Here is a 16,003-nt window from a genome sequence, read left to right on the forward strand (position 1 = left end):
GCGGGGACAAAATGCTATTTCGCCCAGACAGGTTTACACCCGGTTTACGCCCTTTGTTTTTTGGAATGGAATCAAGATGTCGGAAGCGTCGCACAGCACGGATATTGCCATCATTGGCGCAGGCCCGGTCGGGCTTTTTGCCGTATTTGAAGCCGGGATGCTGGGGCTGAAAACCCATGTCATCGATGCGCTCGACATGGTCGGCGGGCAGTGCAGCGCCCTTTACCCGGAAAAACCGATTTTCGATATCCCGGCCCATCCGCAAATCACCGGGCAGGACCTGATTGACCAGCTTGCCAAGCAAGCCGCCCCGTTCGAGCCGACCTACCATTTGGGCCAACAGGTTACCAAACTTGAAAAACGCGATGATGGCCGCTTTACGCTCGAAACCTCGGTTGGCACCGTGATTGATGCCGGTGCCGTGGTCATTGCCGCAGGTTGCGGCGCCTTTGGCCCCAACAAGCCGCCGATGGACGGGCTGGACGATTTTGAAGGGTCTGGCGGGGTTCAGTATTACGTTAAACGCCGGGCCGATTTTGCCGGTAAAAACGTGGTCATCGCCGGTGGTGGCGATTCGGCGGTTGATTGGGCGCTTTCGCTGCATGACATCGCAAACAAGGTTTATGTCGTGCATCGCCGCCCCAAATTTCGCGCCGCGCCAGATAGCAGCGCCAAGCTCACTGCCCTTGCCGACGCGGGCAAAATTGAAATGGTCATCCCCTATCAGCTAAAGGGCCTTAAAGGCGACACAACGACCGGCAAACTTAGCCATGTAACGGTGGCAACACTGAAGGGTGAAGAGCTTGACCTTAAAGCCGATCATTTGCTGCCATTCTTTGGCCTGGCGATGGAACTGGGGCCGATTGCAGACTGGGGCCTGAATCTGGAGCGCAACCATATTGGTGTCAAACAGGCAACCATGGAAACCTCCGTTCCGGGTATTTACGCCATTGGCGATATTGCCAATTATGACCACAAACTCAAACTGATCCTGTCGGGTTTCGCCGAAGGGGCAAGCGCCATTCACAGCGCGCGCAGCTATCTGTTCCCGGATAAAGAATTTCATTTCGAATATTCAACAACCACTGGCGTTCCGAACGAATGAATTAACTTTAGAGACATGGCAAATGCTTAAAGTTGACTATAAATATTTAGCGGTAAAAACAAATGTCACCTTCAGCTCTGCCCCAGTTTACCGGGTTAGCGGCCTTTTAAACAAAGACCTGCGAGTTTTCTTGAAAAGCTACGTAAAAGAGCAGAAAATTCCCTCTCGCCCGGAAGAATACAAAAGAGCGATAAGCTCAATATACTGCATTGATCGCGCCGATCATTTCCTCAAACTCGCCCCCTATGAATGGTTATCTTTAATAGAAACACAAGTAACAAAAGGGTTAGCTTACTTCTTGAACTCTGGAAATGAATCTCAAAATCGTTCAAGAGTACAGACGCTAGTTTCTGCCATTGGGATACCCAGTAAAGTTGAAAATCAAAGTGTAGAGGCAGAATTCCGAAATAACGACAACACGCGCATTGACCTGATCATAAAATGGGAGGACGGAGCAATGCGCAATCAAATTACAATTGAAGCAAAATTAAATTACGAATTAAGAAAAAATCAATTAAGATCCTACTTAAAAAACACAAAAAAAAAGAAGAGAAAAATTCGACAATTATTATTTTTATGTTATTTCTGAGGCACGAACCCGAACCACTACCGAACAGTTAAAAGAAAACAACTCTTGGAAATGGATATCCTGGAGTTCCTTACTACTGGAATATGAGAAAATTAAGACAAGTTTCCATGACGACGATGATTTTCGCAGATTCAGAAAAACACTTTGGAATCGTGTAAAAAATTAATTCAAGAAGTGAAAAATGGACATAATTCAAATTCCACAAAATTTATATGATTACTTCAACAACTCGGTAATTGAAAGTGCGGTAGAACACATCCTGGGAATGAAGAGCACCCGTGTGCCGCCTAATATTGACTGGACAGATTTAAAAGATTTTTATCGTGCAAATCTTTACACCCAACAAATTCAATGTGAATTCGCAGAATTCATGTTCGACTTATGGGAAACCATTTGGAGGCCACATATAAAAGAAATTCTCGCAGACGGATTTCTAACAGAGCTAACTTTAAGTGAAAATCAGGAAATAATTTGCAATTACAAACAAACCCAACTGTGGGAATATTCAGATTTCAGAAAAAAATTTCATGTCAAAAATGAAAAAGACATATCAATCACATTCGCAGTGAGCGTCCAATCAATTCCAAAAATTCAATCTGGAATAAAAATAGAACGCAAAAACAAAAACATAACACATGAGCTATTCTTAAATGAAGATCATTGGCCAAAACTAAATATTGAAGATGGATTATACTGGAGCATCACCGATGTAACGCACCCCGAAAAAGAAAAAAAAATAAACATTGATAAGCTTAAAAAAATAACACGGGATGCACTTGAAAAATTCGAAAATTTAATCAACAGAAATTAAAAAATAATTAAAGGACCACGCTTAAAAAAACAAGAAGTTGAAATCAACTTTTAAACAGTAAAAACCCTTCTAAAACCTCGACAATCAGGGCATGATCCTCGGCCGATGCCAGCCCGGAAACGGTAATCGCACCTATCACGCCCGCGCCCTTAACGCGCAGCGGGAAGCTGCCGCCGTGGTCGGCATAGTCGGCGACATCAAGGCCATGATCGGCGAGGGTTTTGTTTTTGCTTTGCAAAACTATGCCAAACCGGCGCGATGATTGATGTTCGCGCAAGACAAGGTTGCTTTTGCGCCGCGCCCATTCATCATTGGCGGGCACCGCCCCGGGCAGGGCCGCGTGAAACAAAGTGCGGTTCGGGGTGCGGATATTGACCACAACCGGTGCATCGCGGGCATGGGCCACTTCCACCAGGGCCGATCCCACTTTCCAGGCCGTGTTTTCGTCAAACGCCTCAAAAACCAGGTCGTTTTCCTGCCGGGCCAATAAATCCAGATCCATGCCTGTCATCCCTGTCAAAAGTTGTGGTGCCGCTGCTCATCAGCTAAACGCACCACCTCGGCATCACGCAACATAAAAAAGGCCGCGCCCGATATATCGCCGGACGCGGCCTTTGGTCTTTATTGCCTGTTGGCTTATTTATCGTCGCTCATTTTAAGCGCGTTGATAAAGGCCGACTGTGGAATTTCGACCTTGCCGAACTGGCGCATTTTCTTTTTACCGGCCTTCTGTTTTTCCAGAAGTTTGCGTTTACGCGAAATATCGCCGCCGTAACATTTCGCCGTCACGTCCTTACGTAGCGCCGAGACGGTTTCACGGGCAATCACCTTGCCGCCAATGGCCGCCTGAATGGCAACGCGGAACATCTGGCGCGGGATCAAATCCTTTAACCGGCCACAAATGGCACGGCCACGGGTTTCGGCCTGGCCACGGTGAACCATCAATGCCAGCGCATCGACCGGTTCGTCATTCACCAGAATCGAGACCTTCACCAGATCGCTTTCGTCGTAATCGGCCAGTTCATAATCAAAGCTGGCATAGCCGCGCGAAATGGATTTCAGACGGTCGTAAAAATCAAAAACCACTTCGTTAAGCGGCAATTTATAAACCGCCATCGCCCGATTCCCGACATAGGTCAGGTCAAGCTGAACGCCACGCCGTTCGGTACACAGGGTCAAAATACCGCCCAGATATTCATCGGGCACCATGATCGACGCTTTGATCCATGGCTCCTCGATCGATTTGATCTTGGTGACTTCGGGGAAATCTGCCGGATTATGCAGCATGATTTCTTCGTCATTGGTCAAATGGATCTTGTAGGAAACCGACGGCGCGGTCGTGATCAGGTCAAGCTCGTATTCGCGTTCCAGCCGTTCCTGAATAATTTCAAGATGCAGCAATCCAAGAAAGCCACAACGAAAACCAAGCCCCAAAGCGGTCGAGTTTTCCGGCTCGAACTGAAAAGACGCATCGTTAAGATGCAGTTTTTCCAGCGCATCGCGCAGCGAATCGTATTCGCTGGTATCAACCGGGAAAATACCGCAGAAAACCACCGGAATAGACGGTTTAAAACCGGCCAGCGGCTTGGCACACTGGCGTTTTTCCTCGGTAATCGTATCGCCGACTTCGCATTCGGCAACGGTTTTCATACCACAATTGATAAAGCCGACTTCGCCCGGCCCCATCTGTTCCAAGGCCAGCGGCTTGGGTGTAAACACCCCGACACGGTCGATGGTATGGGTTACCTTGGCATTCATAAACCGGACCTTCTGGCCCCGTTTAAGCGTACCTTCCTTAACCCGAACCAAAATCATCACACCCAGATAGGCGTCATACCAGCTATCGATCAGCAACACCTGAAGCGGCGCATCGGCATCCCCCGTCGGCGCAGGCAAACGGGTCACCAGGGCCTCAAGCACATCGGGCACACCCATCCCGGTTTTCGCCGAGATCATCAAGGCGTCCGACGCATCAATGCCGATAACCTCTTCAATCTGTTCCTTGACCTGATCAGGTTCTGCCGCAGGCAGGTCAACCTTGTTCAGAACGGGAATGATTTCGTGGTTATTTTCCATTGCCTGATAAACGTTGGCCAGCGTCTGGGCTTCAACACCCTGTGCGGCATCAACCACCAGCAACGACCCTTCGCACGCGGCCAATGATCGCGAGACTTCATAGGCAAAGTCGACATGGCCCGGGGTGTCCATCAGGTTCAGGGTATATTCTTCCCCGTCTCTGGCGACATATTTCAGGCGTACTGCTTGCGATTTAATGGTAATGCCCCGTTCGCGTTCGATATCCATCGAATCGAGAACCTGTTCATTCATCTCGCGATCAGTCAAACCACCCGTCAATTGAATCAACCGGTCGGCAAGTGTGGACTTGCCATGGTCAATATGGGCGATAATCGAAAAATTTCGTATATGTTTAAGATCGGTCATGGGATGCTTTTCTAGCAATCAGCTATCGATATATCCAGTGAAACGTCAGCAGATCGAAAAAGGAGATTGTTCAAAGTGCCGCGTCAGCATGCCAAAGATACGACTGCGACAGCAGACAACCAGACAGGCCTTTTTCGGCAAGACGCTGTCTGCGATGAAAACACCATTCCCGATCACAAGCGGATCGTTTAACAGCAACCACCGGGTCATAGCAATCTCGCTTTACGCCTGGTGCCGGTTTATTTAGGCTTTTGTCCTTCATCCGTATAGAGGAAATCGACAGGGATGCGTCCAGTACAATGTTTCTGACCGCCATTGAACCATCTCTGTCGCAGCGCAGCTTGCGCACATTGCGTCATCGTTTGTTGCTGCTTTCGCTAAGCGGCACATTTATCGTTTTGTTATCATTCGGTATTATTCAAAAAACCCTTTATAATAGCGCCCTGGAACAGGGACGGTCCGAACTTGTCCGGCTGGTCTCAACCATCAGTATCTCGGTCGCACAGGCCAACAAGCGCAACCTGCTTTCCATTCCCACCCGACAGGACAATATTTCGCTGGTTGTTGTCGATAACAACCTTGATGTGCTGCATGGCAGTTTCCCGCCGCATCTGGCAACGGAACTGCGCGAAACCCTGCTTAAAAACCGCAACAATATTGATGGCAGCCTGACCTGCGAACACGGCCAACAATCGATCATGCTGGCCTATCATGCCATGCCGCGTCTTAATCGCATGGCGGTCGTGATGGTGCCCAAAATGGCATTGCTGCAAGAATGGTTTCGCGGCCTTGCCCTGCATGCGGTGCTGTTTGCCATGATCCTTGCCGTAATGGCGTTGTTGTCGGTTTGGCTGTGGATTCGCCTTAAACGCCAGCATATCCGCGCATCTGACCTGACGGTACATTTCAGTGATGTTGAAAACAGCCTGTCAAATGTTGGCTGTGCCCTGATCGGGTGGCGTATTGCCAAACCCCATGCCGCCCTTAACCTGCGGCTGAACTGGCCGGAAATACTGGGCCAATCGAACCGCCCCGAACTGGCGACGGCAAATGATTTCGTCAAACTTCTGGGTCCGGCATCCTATGCCCAGCTACGCGGTGCCCTGATCGAGGACCGCTGGCCCCAGGACCGAATCGCTGCCATGGTGTCGCTGCATACCGATGACAGCCACAGCCAACGCTTTTACCTGACTGCCACCCGCCATGTCGAACAAGGAGAAAGCTTTGTCACAATCTTGCTGCTTGAAACCACCGACAGCCAGGAAATTTGCAATCCGTTCGAGGCCTATCTGCAACATTCGCCCGAACCGGCGATTGCTGTCGATTTACAAGGAACATTACGCGGCTTTAGTGCGGCCCTGGAAGATGTGCTGGGCGACAAGGTGCATTTTGCCATCGGCACCCCGTTTTTCGACCTGTTCACCGAAGATCAGCGCAAAGAAGCAACCAAAACCTTTGCCGACTGTATCAGCGGACAAAAACCCAGTGCGGAACTGATTTTTCGCATGGCCGATAAAAACGGCGATTTGCGCTGGCTGGCATGGCACTGCATTGGCCCGCTTGATGGTGTTATGCTGGGCAGTGCGCGCGATGTGACCGAATTTGTTGATAATGCCGAAAAGCTGCGCGAAGCCTTGACCCGGATAAAACGCAGTAACGAAGAGCTCGAAGAATTTGCCTATGTCGCCTCGCACGACCTGCAAGAACCGCTGCGCATGGTCACCAGCTATACCCAGCTTCTTAAACGGCGCTATAGCGGCACCCTGGGGCCGGATGCCGACGAATATATCAATTACGCCGTTGATGGCGCCAAACGGATGCACAAGCTGATTACCCATTTGCTGGAATATGCCCGCACCGGCACCAGCGGGGACCAAACCTGTATCGATTGCAACGAAGTTTTAAACGAGGCCCAGGCCGACCTGAAAGCAGCCATCACCGAGACCCACGCGACCATCATCCATGCCGCCCTGCCCCATTTATATGGCGACCGTATCGCCCTGTCGCGGCTGTTTCAAAACCTGGTTGGCAATGCCATCAAATATGCCCGGCCCGGTGTGCCGCCCCTGATTAACATCAAAGCCGTTCGCGACCCCGAAAAGCCCGATTTCTGGCGCTTTACCCTGCATGACAATGGCATTGGCATTCATCCCGAACATGCCCAGCGCATTTTCCGGCTGTTTCAACGCCTGCATAAAGATGAATTCAGCGGCACCGGCCTTGGTTTATCGCTGTGCCGCAAAATCGTTGAACAACATGGCGGCGAAATCTGGCTTGATACCACCCGTCAGATCAGTGACCCCGGGGCAACATTTATCTTCACCCTGCGCGGGTTCGAGGAAGGGTTGTAATGACTTGGAAAAACGCCATGAAACAGTGCAAGCTGGCAATGCCAGTCTTAACTGGTTCGTCCGGAATATCGCCCAACATCTGATAATGGCAAAGAAACCATGATGATCAGCACTTTGCCAATATCCTTGCGAAAGAACCACAGTTTCAAGTCTCGCTGACAGGAGAAGAAAATGAAAAAAAGCGGCATTCTTCCCGCTCTCATCACCGGGCTGGTTTTACTTTCTGCCTGTAGCAGCGACCCGCGGATCATGCCCGACACCCATATGCAGCAACTGGCAACCGCCTTTTCCCAGCGCGACATTAACGGCCCGCTTCCCAATGGCTGGCGCCAGCTTGATGGTACGGAAATCAGCTATCGTTTTGCTAACGAAACATATGGCGTTTATTCGGTCACCACCGACCAGCAATTACTGGTGATCCATCTTGAAGACAATTCGACGGGTAACCTGATCGGGCTGGACCAGCCGCGCCACTGCCAATGGACCAGCATTGATGACCGACTGACACTTGATTGCGAAAAATTTGAAAAATCCTGGCGCATTTACACCAATGGGCCAGACCTGATTGCCGCCGATCTTGAAGAAGAAACCTTTGCGGTGATGAAAAAACGCAGCACATATTAAAGAAAAAGTGCTTTAAGCCGTTTTGGCATCGCCATGAACGACGTAAAATTCGACCCAAGGCGCGCTTCATAGCCATGTCGAACATGAAAGCGGGCCGCCAAAATGGCAGCCCGTTTTCATTCGATATCGAAACAAGGCTTGTCAGCCGCGCAACGCGCCACCGGTTGCTTTTTCAACAGCTGCAATCACCTTCTTGCAAACGGCATCAATTTCTTCATCGGTCAGGGTTTGTTTGGTCGGCTGCAAACTGATCGAAAATGCCAGCGACTTTTTGCCATCTTCAATGCCCTTACCGGCATAAAGATCGAAAATCGTCACATCACTGATCAGGTTTTTATCCGCACTGCGCGCGGCCTTGGCAACCTGTTCGGCACTTACTGTAGCATCCAGCAAAAAGGCGAAATCGCGTTCAACCGCCTGGAACGCCGAAGCATTCAATGGCGGGCGATTGGTGCCTTTTTTCCTGGGCATGGGCAGGTTTTCAACAAACAGTTCAAACGCCACCAAACGGCCCTTTACATCAAGCGCCTTTAAAATACGCGGATGCAATTCGCCAAAATACCCCAGCACATTCTTCGGGCCCAGCTGCAACGCTGCCGACCGCCCCGGATGATACCAGCCCGGCGCATCGTTCGCATTGACCTGAATGTTGCCTGCAGGAACCCCCAGGGCATCAATCAGGGCTTCCGCATCGGCCTTGACGTCAAACACATCAACATCGCGACGTGACCCGGTCCAGCTGCGGTTTGTGGTGGCACCAGCCCGCAGGCCCGCCGCCACCAAACGCTGATCGCCAGGCTGATCGCCGAAAAATTCCGGCCCCACTTCAAACAGGGCCAGATCGGAAAAACCACGGTTCTGGTTGCGTCCGGTTGCCGCGATCAGGTTGATCAGCACATTGGGGCGCATCACATCCAGGTCAGAACTGATCGGATTGGCCAGAAACAGGCCTTCTTTAAGATCGACAAATTCCTTTGCCAGACGCGAATCGGCAAAAGCCCAGGTCACGGTTTCATACATCCCGCGCGATGCCAGCACCCGGCGTGACAAACCAACGCGTTTTTGCATCGGGCTCAGGGCCGGAACCGGCAGGCTGGTTTCGCGTTCCAGCTCGACCGTCGGGATCTGGTCATAGCCGACAATGCGCAAAACTTCTTCAACCAGGTCGGCTTCACCCACCACATCGGGCCGCCAGGTCGGGGCAATGGCGGTTAAAACGCCCTCACCAGCGGTAATGGCAAAGCCAAGAGATGTCAGAATTTCGGCGGCACGATCCTGCGAAACGCTCACACCACCCAGTTCGGCAATGCGGGCAATACGCAAATCAAAGCTGTTTTTAGGGGCCGGTACGGTTCCGGCGGTTACCACATGCGAAACCTCGCCGCCGCAAAGGTCGGTAATCAGGCGGGTTGCCACCTCGATCCCCCAAACAACCGATTGCGGGTCCACACCGCGCTCAAAGCGATAGCGTGCGTCGGAATTGATTTGCAGCTTACGGCCGGTTTTCGCGGTCACAATCGGGTCAAACAGCGCGCATTCGACAAACACATTGACCGTGTCGTTCTGGCAACCGGTCAATTCACCCCCCATGATCCCGCCAATGCTTTGCGCAGCAGCCTGATCGGCAATGACCACCATGTCGCTGGTCAGGGCATATTCCTTGTCGTTCAACGCCTGAAGCTTTTCGCCATCGCGGGCATAACGCACATCGATATTGCCGCTCAGCTTGTCAGCATCAAACACATGTAACGGGCGGCCCAAATCGACGGTCGCCAGATTGGTGATATCCACCAGAATTGAAATCGGGCGCAGGCCAATGGCTTCCAGACGGGCTTTTAACCAGTCCGGGCTTTCGCCATTTTTAACGCCGCGAATATAGCGACCATAAAATGCCGGGGCTGCGGCATTGGCGGCCACATCGTCGGCGATGGTGACGGTTACCGGGCTGTCAAAGCTACCCGCAACCGGCACCTGATAGGGATCATCCTTCAGCGAGCCCATCCCGGCGGCTGCCAGGTCACGGGCAATACCGCGCACAGCAGTGCAATCGGGTCGATTGGGCGTCAGGTTGATTTCGACAACCAGGTCATCCGCACCCAGCACAGCGGCAACCTGGGTGCCAATTTCGGCATCGGCGGGCAATTCGATAATGCCGTCATGGTCTTCACCCAGGCACAATTCGCGAGTCGAGCACATCATGCCCTGGCTTTCCACACCGCGAATTTTACCGGCCTTCAGTTTCGATCCATCAATCGGAATAATTGCGCCGGGTTGCGCCAGCGCCACCTTAATGCCGGTACGGGCATTGGGTGCACCACACACAACCTGGATCATTTTGTCGCCGGTATTGACCTTGCACAGTTTCAACCGGTCAGCATCGGGGTGCTGCCCTGCTTCTTCAATATAGCCCACCCGAATGTCGGCAAGGGCGGCCGCACGGTCAACAATGCTTTCAACTTCAAGGCCAATCGCGGTCAGCTTATCGGTAATTTGCGCTGCCGGTGCGTCGGTTTCAAGATGCTGCTTTAACCAGCTTAATGTGAATTTCATAATCTTAGCCCCTAACCATATTCGGCACATCCAGCGGCACGAAACCATAATGTTTCAGCCAACGCAGATCGGTATCGAAAAAGGTTCTCAGGTCGGGAATGCCGTATTTCAGCATGGCGATACGTTCAATGCCCATGCCAAAGGCAAAGCCCTGATATTCTTCCGGGTCAAGGCCACACGCGGCTAACACATGCGGATGCACCATGCCGCAGCCCAAAATTTCCAGCCAGTCATCACCAGCCCCGATTTTAAGCTCGCCGCCCTTGCGCGAACAGCCAATGTCCATTTCGGCACTGGGTTCGGTGAACGGGAAAAAACTGGGGCGATAGCGCACCGGTACTTCATCAAGCTCGAAATAGGTTTTCACAAATTCCAGCAGGCAGCCCTTGAGGTGGCCCATATGGGTTTTTTTGTCGATAACCAACCCTTCGACCTGATGAAACATCGGCGTATGGGTCATATCGCTATCGGAACGATAGGTCCGGCCCGGCGCAATAATGCGGATCGGCGGGGTTTTGGACTGCATCGTTCTGATCTGCACTGGCGATGTATGGGTGCGCAGCACCAGGCGCGCGCCATCTTCCCCTTCGGGCAGATAAAACGTGTCCTGCATTTCACGCGCCGGGTGTTCGGGCGGAATGTTCAGAGCGGTAAAGTTATGGAAATCATCCTCGATATCCGGGCCTTCGGCCAGGGCAAAGCCCATTTCGCCAAAGATCGATACAATTTCATCAATCGTCTGGCTGATCGGATGAATGCGACCTGCGGTTTCGGCCGGGCGCGACGGCAAGGTCACGTCAATGCGTTCACCGGTCAAACGGGCCTCAAGGGCCACATTTTCAAGATCAGTTTTGCGCATGTCAAGCGCACTGGCCACCTGATCCTTGAGCGCATTCAGGGCCTGACCAAATTCGCGACGCTGATCCGGGTCCATCTTTCCGAGGTTTTTCATAAGGCCGGTAATGCGGCCTTTTTTGCCAAGGGCACTGATGCGGATGTCTTCCAAAGCTGCCAGATCGGCGGCCTTTTGAACTTCTGCCAGAACCTCTTCGCGCAACGCTTCGATGTTTTCCATAACTTCCGACGCTTTGGCTGGGGTGAACAGGATAAAGGAACTTGAAAACAAAAACGGGGACGGCCAAAAATGGCCGCCCCCGACATAAATCAGGCAAATGCCGTAAAAACCTTTTTAAAAAAGGTTTATCAGCCGAGCGCAGCCTGGGCCTGGGTCACCAAAGCCTTAAAGGCTTCCGGTTCGCGCACAGCGATATCGGCCAGGACTTTACGGTCCAGCTCAACACCCGCTTTTTTCAGGCCATTCATGAACTGCGAATAGGTCAGGCCGTTTTCACGAGCGCCGGCATTAATACGCTGGATCCACAAGCTGCGGAACTGGCGCTTTTTAGTGCGACGATCGCGGTATGCATATTGCAAACCTTTTTCGACAGCCTGGACGGCAGTACGATAAGCATTTTTACGGCGACCGCGGTAACCCTTGGCAGCCTTTATAACCTTGCGGTGACGAGCGTGTGAAGACACGCCCCCTTTAACACGAGCCATTTATAATCTCTCTTGCCTTAGCCGTAGGGAAGGAATTTTTTGACGATACGTGCATCAGCATCACAGAGAATTTCTGTACCACGTGCATGACGTTTCATCTTCGTCGACTTTGCCGTCAACAGGTGACGCTTGTTAGCGACATTGTGACGGACCTTACCCTTGGCAGTCAGGCTAAAGCGCTTCTTGACGCTCGCTTTGGTCTTCATCTTGGGCATTTTTCTATCCTTGCAAAAAGCAATTTGACAAAAATCCCCTTCGGCGGCTGGGCATGCCCTGAGATAATCGCAATCATCTCCAGCCTCACCACCTGGTTCGGGGACGGGTGGTTATAGACTCCACCCCATGCTTTTTCAAGGGACTTTTCCAGAAAGGCCCGCAAGAGGGCACAGCAGTGGCATTTATCGTCTTACAAACGGTTTTTGGCATGTTTCTGCGGCTCTCAGCCCATCACACCAGCCATAAAACGCCTGTAACCAATGCCAAAAACACCCGCCAGGCGGTTGCATGGCAGCGTCGCGTGCTTGCGATCACGCTCCGGCGGGCCGAAAACGGGGGCAAAAACGATCAAACAGCCATTTTAATCAGATGGGCCTTGCCCAGCCATTTTTCGATTCGGGTTAGCAGTTTTTCGCGATTAACCGGTTTAAGAACAAAATCATTGCCACCCGCAGCAATGCCGCCACGCAAATCTTCTTCGCTTTGGCGCGCCGTCACATAAATAATGGCAGCAGGAAGTTGCGGGTAACCGGTCCGAACCCGCAGGCTGGCTTCAAAGCCATTCATTTGCGGCAACATCACATCCATCAGGATCACACGGGGCCGCTCGGTCTTTAAAACCGATAAAAGTTCGTGCCCGGAAGACACGCCGATGAAACGGTAGCCGCCACTTTCGACGATCCGTTTAAGCAGGACAAGGCTTTTCCCGTCGTCATCAACACCGACAACTAGGGGTCCCTGGCTTGCTCCCATCGGCGTCTCCTTCCGGTTTGGCAGTGTCGCCACGTTAACGCGGCGCCAGCACCATAATCATTATCCGGCCTTCCATTTTCGGCATCATTTCCGGTTTGGCCAGATCTTCCAAATCCCCGGAAAAACGTTGCAGCATGGCAAGACCAAGATCCTGGTGCGCCATTTCACGCCCACGAAAGCGCAAGGTTACTTTCACCTTGTCGCCGCCACCAAGAAACTTCTGTGCCGCACGCAGTTTGACATTATAGTCATGGATATCGATATTCGGTCGCAGTTTGATTTCCTTGACCTCGATAACCTTCTGCTTCTTTTTGGCTTCGTTCTGTTTCTTGCTTAATTCATATTTGAATTTGCCAAAGTCGATCAGCTTGCAAACCGGCGGCTCGGCAGTCGGCGCGACTTCGACGAGATCGAGGCCTGCCTCCATCGCCATGTCAATGCCTTCACGAACACTAATCGGCTGTGACAAATTGCCTTCTGCGTCAACAACACAGATGGAACGGGCTTTGATATCCTGATTGACGCGCGGACCGTCTTTGGTCGGCTGCATCGGTTTGCGTGGTCGTGCTATGGAGAATCTCCTATGACAGTCAAAAAATAAAGGCAAACAAGAAAACTTTGCCAATGCCCGCAAAAGCATCAGTAGCAAATTGATTTAGCATATCCCCGGCATATCAGAAAGCAATGATTTCGCAATATAAGACAGTCAGGTAACAGTTCACTGGCCTGGCACTTGCATGACTTTGCTATTTTGCGGATCAGTCTTCAAGATTAAGGCGCTTGCGAATCACGTTAAACACACGGGTAATCGGTAAATTACGCAAATCGGGTTGTTCGATAATACTGACCGCATCCCTGGAATGCCCGCGCGGGGCGCACATTTTCGGATTAGATGCTTCTGAAAACAGCACAATCGTTGGTGCCCCGACCGCTGCGGCCAAATGCACCGGCCCGGTATCATTGCCAATCGCCAAAACCGCATTTTGCGCCAAACTGGCAATTTCAATAAAATCGGTCCGCCCCATCAGATTCTTGGCGCGCGGGCACATATTGCTAATGCGATCCAGGACCTCGGCCTCGCTATCGGTGCCAATCAGCACAGGTGTTAACCGGTAATCGGCCAGCATCTTGGCCAGCAGACCAAACCGCTCGGCAGGCCAGCGTTTTTCCGGCCGATGTGCGGAACCCCCCGGGCAAATCAGCACATAAGGCGTTTTAATCCCGTAATGCAGCGGGTCAATCTTTGGCGCGCGCACATGGGGCAAGGGCACATTGGTAATGCCCACATCGGCCAACTGGTCGATATGCCGGTCAATCGTATGCATTTTATGGCGTTCGGGGTTTTTATGGGGGTGCGAACATCCCCAGGCAATGCCCGACCATTCCGGCACCTTGCCCGGCCAGAACAGCCGATAATAAAACGTCGTCCGGTCCGAGGTTTGCAGATCATAAACGCGGTCAAATTCGCCGCTGCGCAAAAAGCGCCGCAACGCCAGAACATCACCAATCCGGGTCAATTTTGGCCGACTGTCAACCGCAATCGCATCAAAACAACCGGTTGATTTGGCCAGGTCGACATAAAGTTTGGTGGTCAAAAGCGTGATATGTGCATCGGGATGCGCCTGCCGGATCGCAGAAAACGGCCCGGTTGCCATGACCATATCGCCCAATGCGCTTAATTTGATCACCAAAATACGTTGCTGTCTGACGGGTTCGCCCCCACCAACTGCCATTTCCGCACCAATCGGCGCCATTTTATCGTCTGTCATGCCGCATTATTCCTGGCGATACGCTGTAACGCTTTGTCGTAAACTGCCAGGGTTTGTTCCGCCATCTGGGTCAAAGAAAACTTTTCAATCACATGCTGCCGCCCTTTTTGCGCGATCGCTTCGCGCCGTTCCGGGCTTAAGGTTAAAACCTGCGCCAATGCCTGCGATAACTGGGCCACTTCGCCCGCCGCCACCAGCCAGCCGGTTTCACCGGGTAAAACTGTTTCGGTTGCCCCACCATGGGCCGTTGCCACAATCGGTCGCCCCATCGCCTGCCCTTCGGTCGGCACCCGGCCAAAGGCTTCGGGGTCCAATGACGGGCAGACAACAACGTTGGCCAACATATAAGCCGCTGGCATATCAGCGCAATGGTCGACGATGTGAACAATGTCCTGCACATCAAGGCTGCGGCTCAGCGCGATCAATTCTTCGCGATAAGCCGTGCGTCCCTGATCCGATCCGACCAGCAAACAACGCACATTGCGATGGCCGATTTTTTCAAGCATCGCCGGAATGGCCTTGATCAAAAAGGCCTGCCCTTTCCAGCGCGTCAAACGGCCCGGCAACATGATGACATAGTCATCCCCGTTCAGCCGCCACTGGGTTGAAAGGGCAATCAGGCGTTCCTGGCTGACATTTTCGGGGTTAAACAGGTCCACATTGGTGCCACGCGGCACCACATTCAGGCGTTCTTCGTCAATCTTGTAATATTTGCGGATGTGATTGGCGATGAATCCAGACACGGCAATCACCTGATCGCCCATGGTCATGACCGAATTGTAATAACGCTTGAACGGATTGGTATAACCCGAATAGGTGCCATGAAACGTGGTGACAAACGGCACCTGCATATGACGTGCCGCCCAGCGCGCACTCCATGCCGGCGCGCGCGACCGGGCATGAACAATATCCACCCCTTCCGCGCCAATCAGGTCGGCAAGCAGACGCCCGTTCTGACGCATGGTCAGCAAATTTTTCGATTTAAGCGGCAAGGCAATATGGCGCGCGCCCACACGTTCCAGCTCGCGCTCCAGCCGTCCGCCCTGGGATGCCACCAGGGCCACACCACCGCCATCGACAATTGCCTTGGCAATATCAACCGTTCCACGTTCTACACCGCCGATCTCCAGTTCGGGCAGAACCTGAAGGATTACCGCCGGACGGAAGTCCGAACCTTGCGTCTGTCGCCAGGGGCGATAGACTGCCTGTGTCTCGTTTTGTGACGCGCTCATC

The 16,003-nt window shown here is 52.2% G+C and carries 15 protein-coding genes; 5 read left to right on the forward strand and 10 right to left on the reverse strand.

All coding sequences use genetic code 11. The features are described 5' to 3' along the window. The first annotated feature begins 76 nt into the window (after positions 1–76). The 3 genes from AAC086_RS07770 (at position 77) to AAC086_RS07780 (ending at position 2,505) form a co-directional block, all read left to right on the forward strand. Entirely contained in the window at positions 77–1,105 is a 1,029-nt protein-coding gene (locus AAC086_RS07770; RefSeq protein WP_339777312.1) for an NAD(P)/FAD-dependent oxidoreductase, read from the forward strand. A 22-nt stretch (positions 1,106–1,127) separates the two neighbouring features. Then, positions 1,128–1,694 (forward strand): PD-(D/E)XK nuclease family protein, encoded by a 567-nt coding sequence (locus AAC086_RS07775; protein WP_339777316.1) that lies wholly within the window; start codon positions 1,128–1,130, stop codon positions 1,692–1,694. A 181-nt stretch (positions 1,695–1,875) separates the two neighbouring features. Next, positions 1,876–2,505, forward strand: coding sequence for a hypothetical protein (locus AAC086_RS07780; RefSeq protein WP_339777319.1), 630 nt, complete (start codon positions 1,876–1,878; stop codon positions 2,503–2,505). Positions 2,506–2,548: 43 nt separating this feature from the next. Here the strand turns inward: AAC086_RS07780 and AAC086_RS07785 are convergent, their stop codons facing one another. Together AAC086_RS07785 and lepA are read right to left on the reverse strand one after the other, a co-directional pair. After that, positions 2,549–3,007, reverse strand: coding sequence for a heme-degrading domain-containing protein (locus AAC086_RS07785; protein WP_339777322.1), 459 nt, complete (start codon positions 3,005–3,007; stop codon positions 2,549–2,551). A 134-nt stretch (positions 3,008–3,141) separates the two neighbouring features. Further along, a complete protein-coding gene (gene lepA / locus AAC086_RS07790; protein WP_339777325.1) occupies positions 3,142–4,947 on the reverse strand; it encodes a translation elongation factor 4 in 1,806 nt (601 codons plus the stop codon). 299 nt (positions 4,948–5,246) lie between these two features. On the opposite strand from lepA, the gene AAC086_RS07795 reads away from it, so the two are divergent. Then, positions 5,247–7,298, forward strand: coding sequence for an ATP-binding protein (locus AAC086_RS07795; protein WP_339777328.1), 2,052 nt, complete (start codon positions 5,247–5,249; stop codon positions 7,296–7,298). A gap of 171 nt (positions 7,299–7,469) precedes the next feature. After that, positions 7,470–7,922 carry a hypothetical protein gene (locus AAC086_RS07800; protein ID WP_339777330.1) on the forward strand — a complete coding sequence of 151 codons (453 nt, stop codon included), beginning with the start codon at positions 7,470–7,472 and terminating at the stop codon, positions 7,920–7,922. 141 nt (positions 7,923–8,063) lie between these two features. Here AAC086_RS07800 and pheT read toward each other — a convergent pair whose 3' ends face one another. The 8 genes from pheT to AAC086_RS07840 form a co-directional block, all read right to left on the reverse strand. Beyond that, positions 8,064–10,472 carry a phenylalanine--tRNA ligase subunit beta gene (pheT, locus tag AAC086_RS07805; protein WP_339777333.1) on the reverse strand — a complete coding sequence of 803 codons (2,409 nt, stop codon included), beginning with the start codon at positions 10,470–10,472 and terminating at the stop codon, positions 8,064–8,066. A gap of 4 nt (positions 10,473–10,476) precedes the next feature. After that, positions 10,477–11,547, reverse strand: coding sequence for a phenylalanine--tRNA ligase subunit alpha (gene pheS / locus AAC086_RS07810; RefSeq protein ID WP_339777336.1), 1,071 nt, complete (start codon positions 11,545–11,547; stop codon positions 10,477–10,479). A gap of 128 nt (positions 11,548–11,675) precedes the next feature. Continuing rightward, entirely contained in the window at positions 11,676–12,032 is a 357-nt protein-coding gene (gene rplT / locus AAC086_RS07815) for a 50S ribosomal protein L20 (RefSeq protein ID WP_085589989.1), read from the reverse strand. Between the two features lie 17 nt (positions 12,033–12,049). Beyond that, positions 12,050–12,247, reverse strand: a complete 198-nt coding sequence (gene rpmI / locus AAC086_RS07820; protein WP_085578950.1) for a 50S ribosomal protein L35 — start codon at positions 12,245–12,247, stop codon at positions 12,050–12,052. 349 nt (positions 12,248–12,596) lie between these two features. Further along, positions 12,597–13,001: a response regulator gene (locus tag AAC086_RS07825; protein ID WP_339777343.1), complete on the reverse strand. Its 405-nt coding sequence runs from the start codon at positions 12,999–13,001 to the stop codon at positions 12,597–12,599. A 34-nt stretch (positions 13,002–13,035) separates the two neighbouring features. After that, a complete protein-coding gene (infC, locus tag AAC086_RS07830) occupies positions 13,036–13,551 on the reverse strand; it encodes a translation initiation factor IF-3 (RefSeq protein ID WP_339777345.1) in 516 nt (171 codons plus the stop codon). Between the two features lie 208 nt (positions 13,552–13,759). After that, a complete protein-coding gene (locus tag AAC086_RS07835) occupies positions 13,760–14,770 on the reverse strand; it encodes a glycosyltransferase family 9 protein (RefSeq protein ID WP_339777347.1) in 1,011 nt (336 codons plus the stop codon). Next, positions 14,767–16,002, reverse strand: a complete 1,236-nt coding sequence (locus AAC086_RS07840) for a glycosyltransferase family 4 protein (protein WP_339777349.1) — start codon at positions 16,000–16,002, stop codon at positions 14,767–14,769. Before AAC086_RS07840 ends, AAC086_RS07835 begins: the two co-directional genes overlap by 4 nt. Between the last annotated feature and the right edge of the window lies 1 nt (position 16,003).

The sequence above is a fragment of the uncultured Thalassospira sp. genome (genome assembly GCF_963976115.1).
Lineage (GTDB): Bacteria > Pseudomonadota > Alphaproteobacteria > Rhodospirillales > Thalassospiraceae > Thalassospira.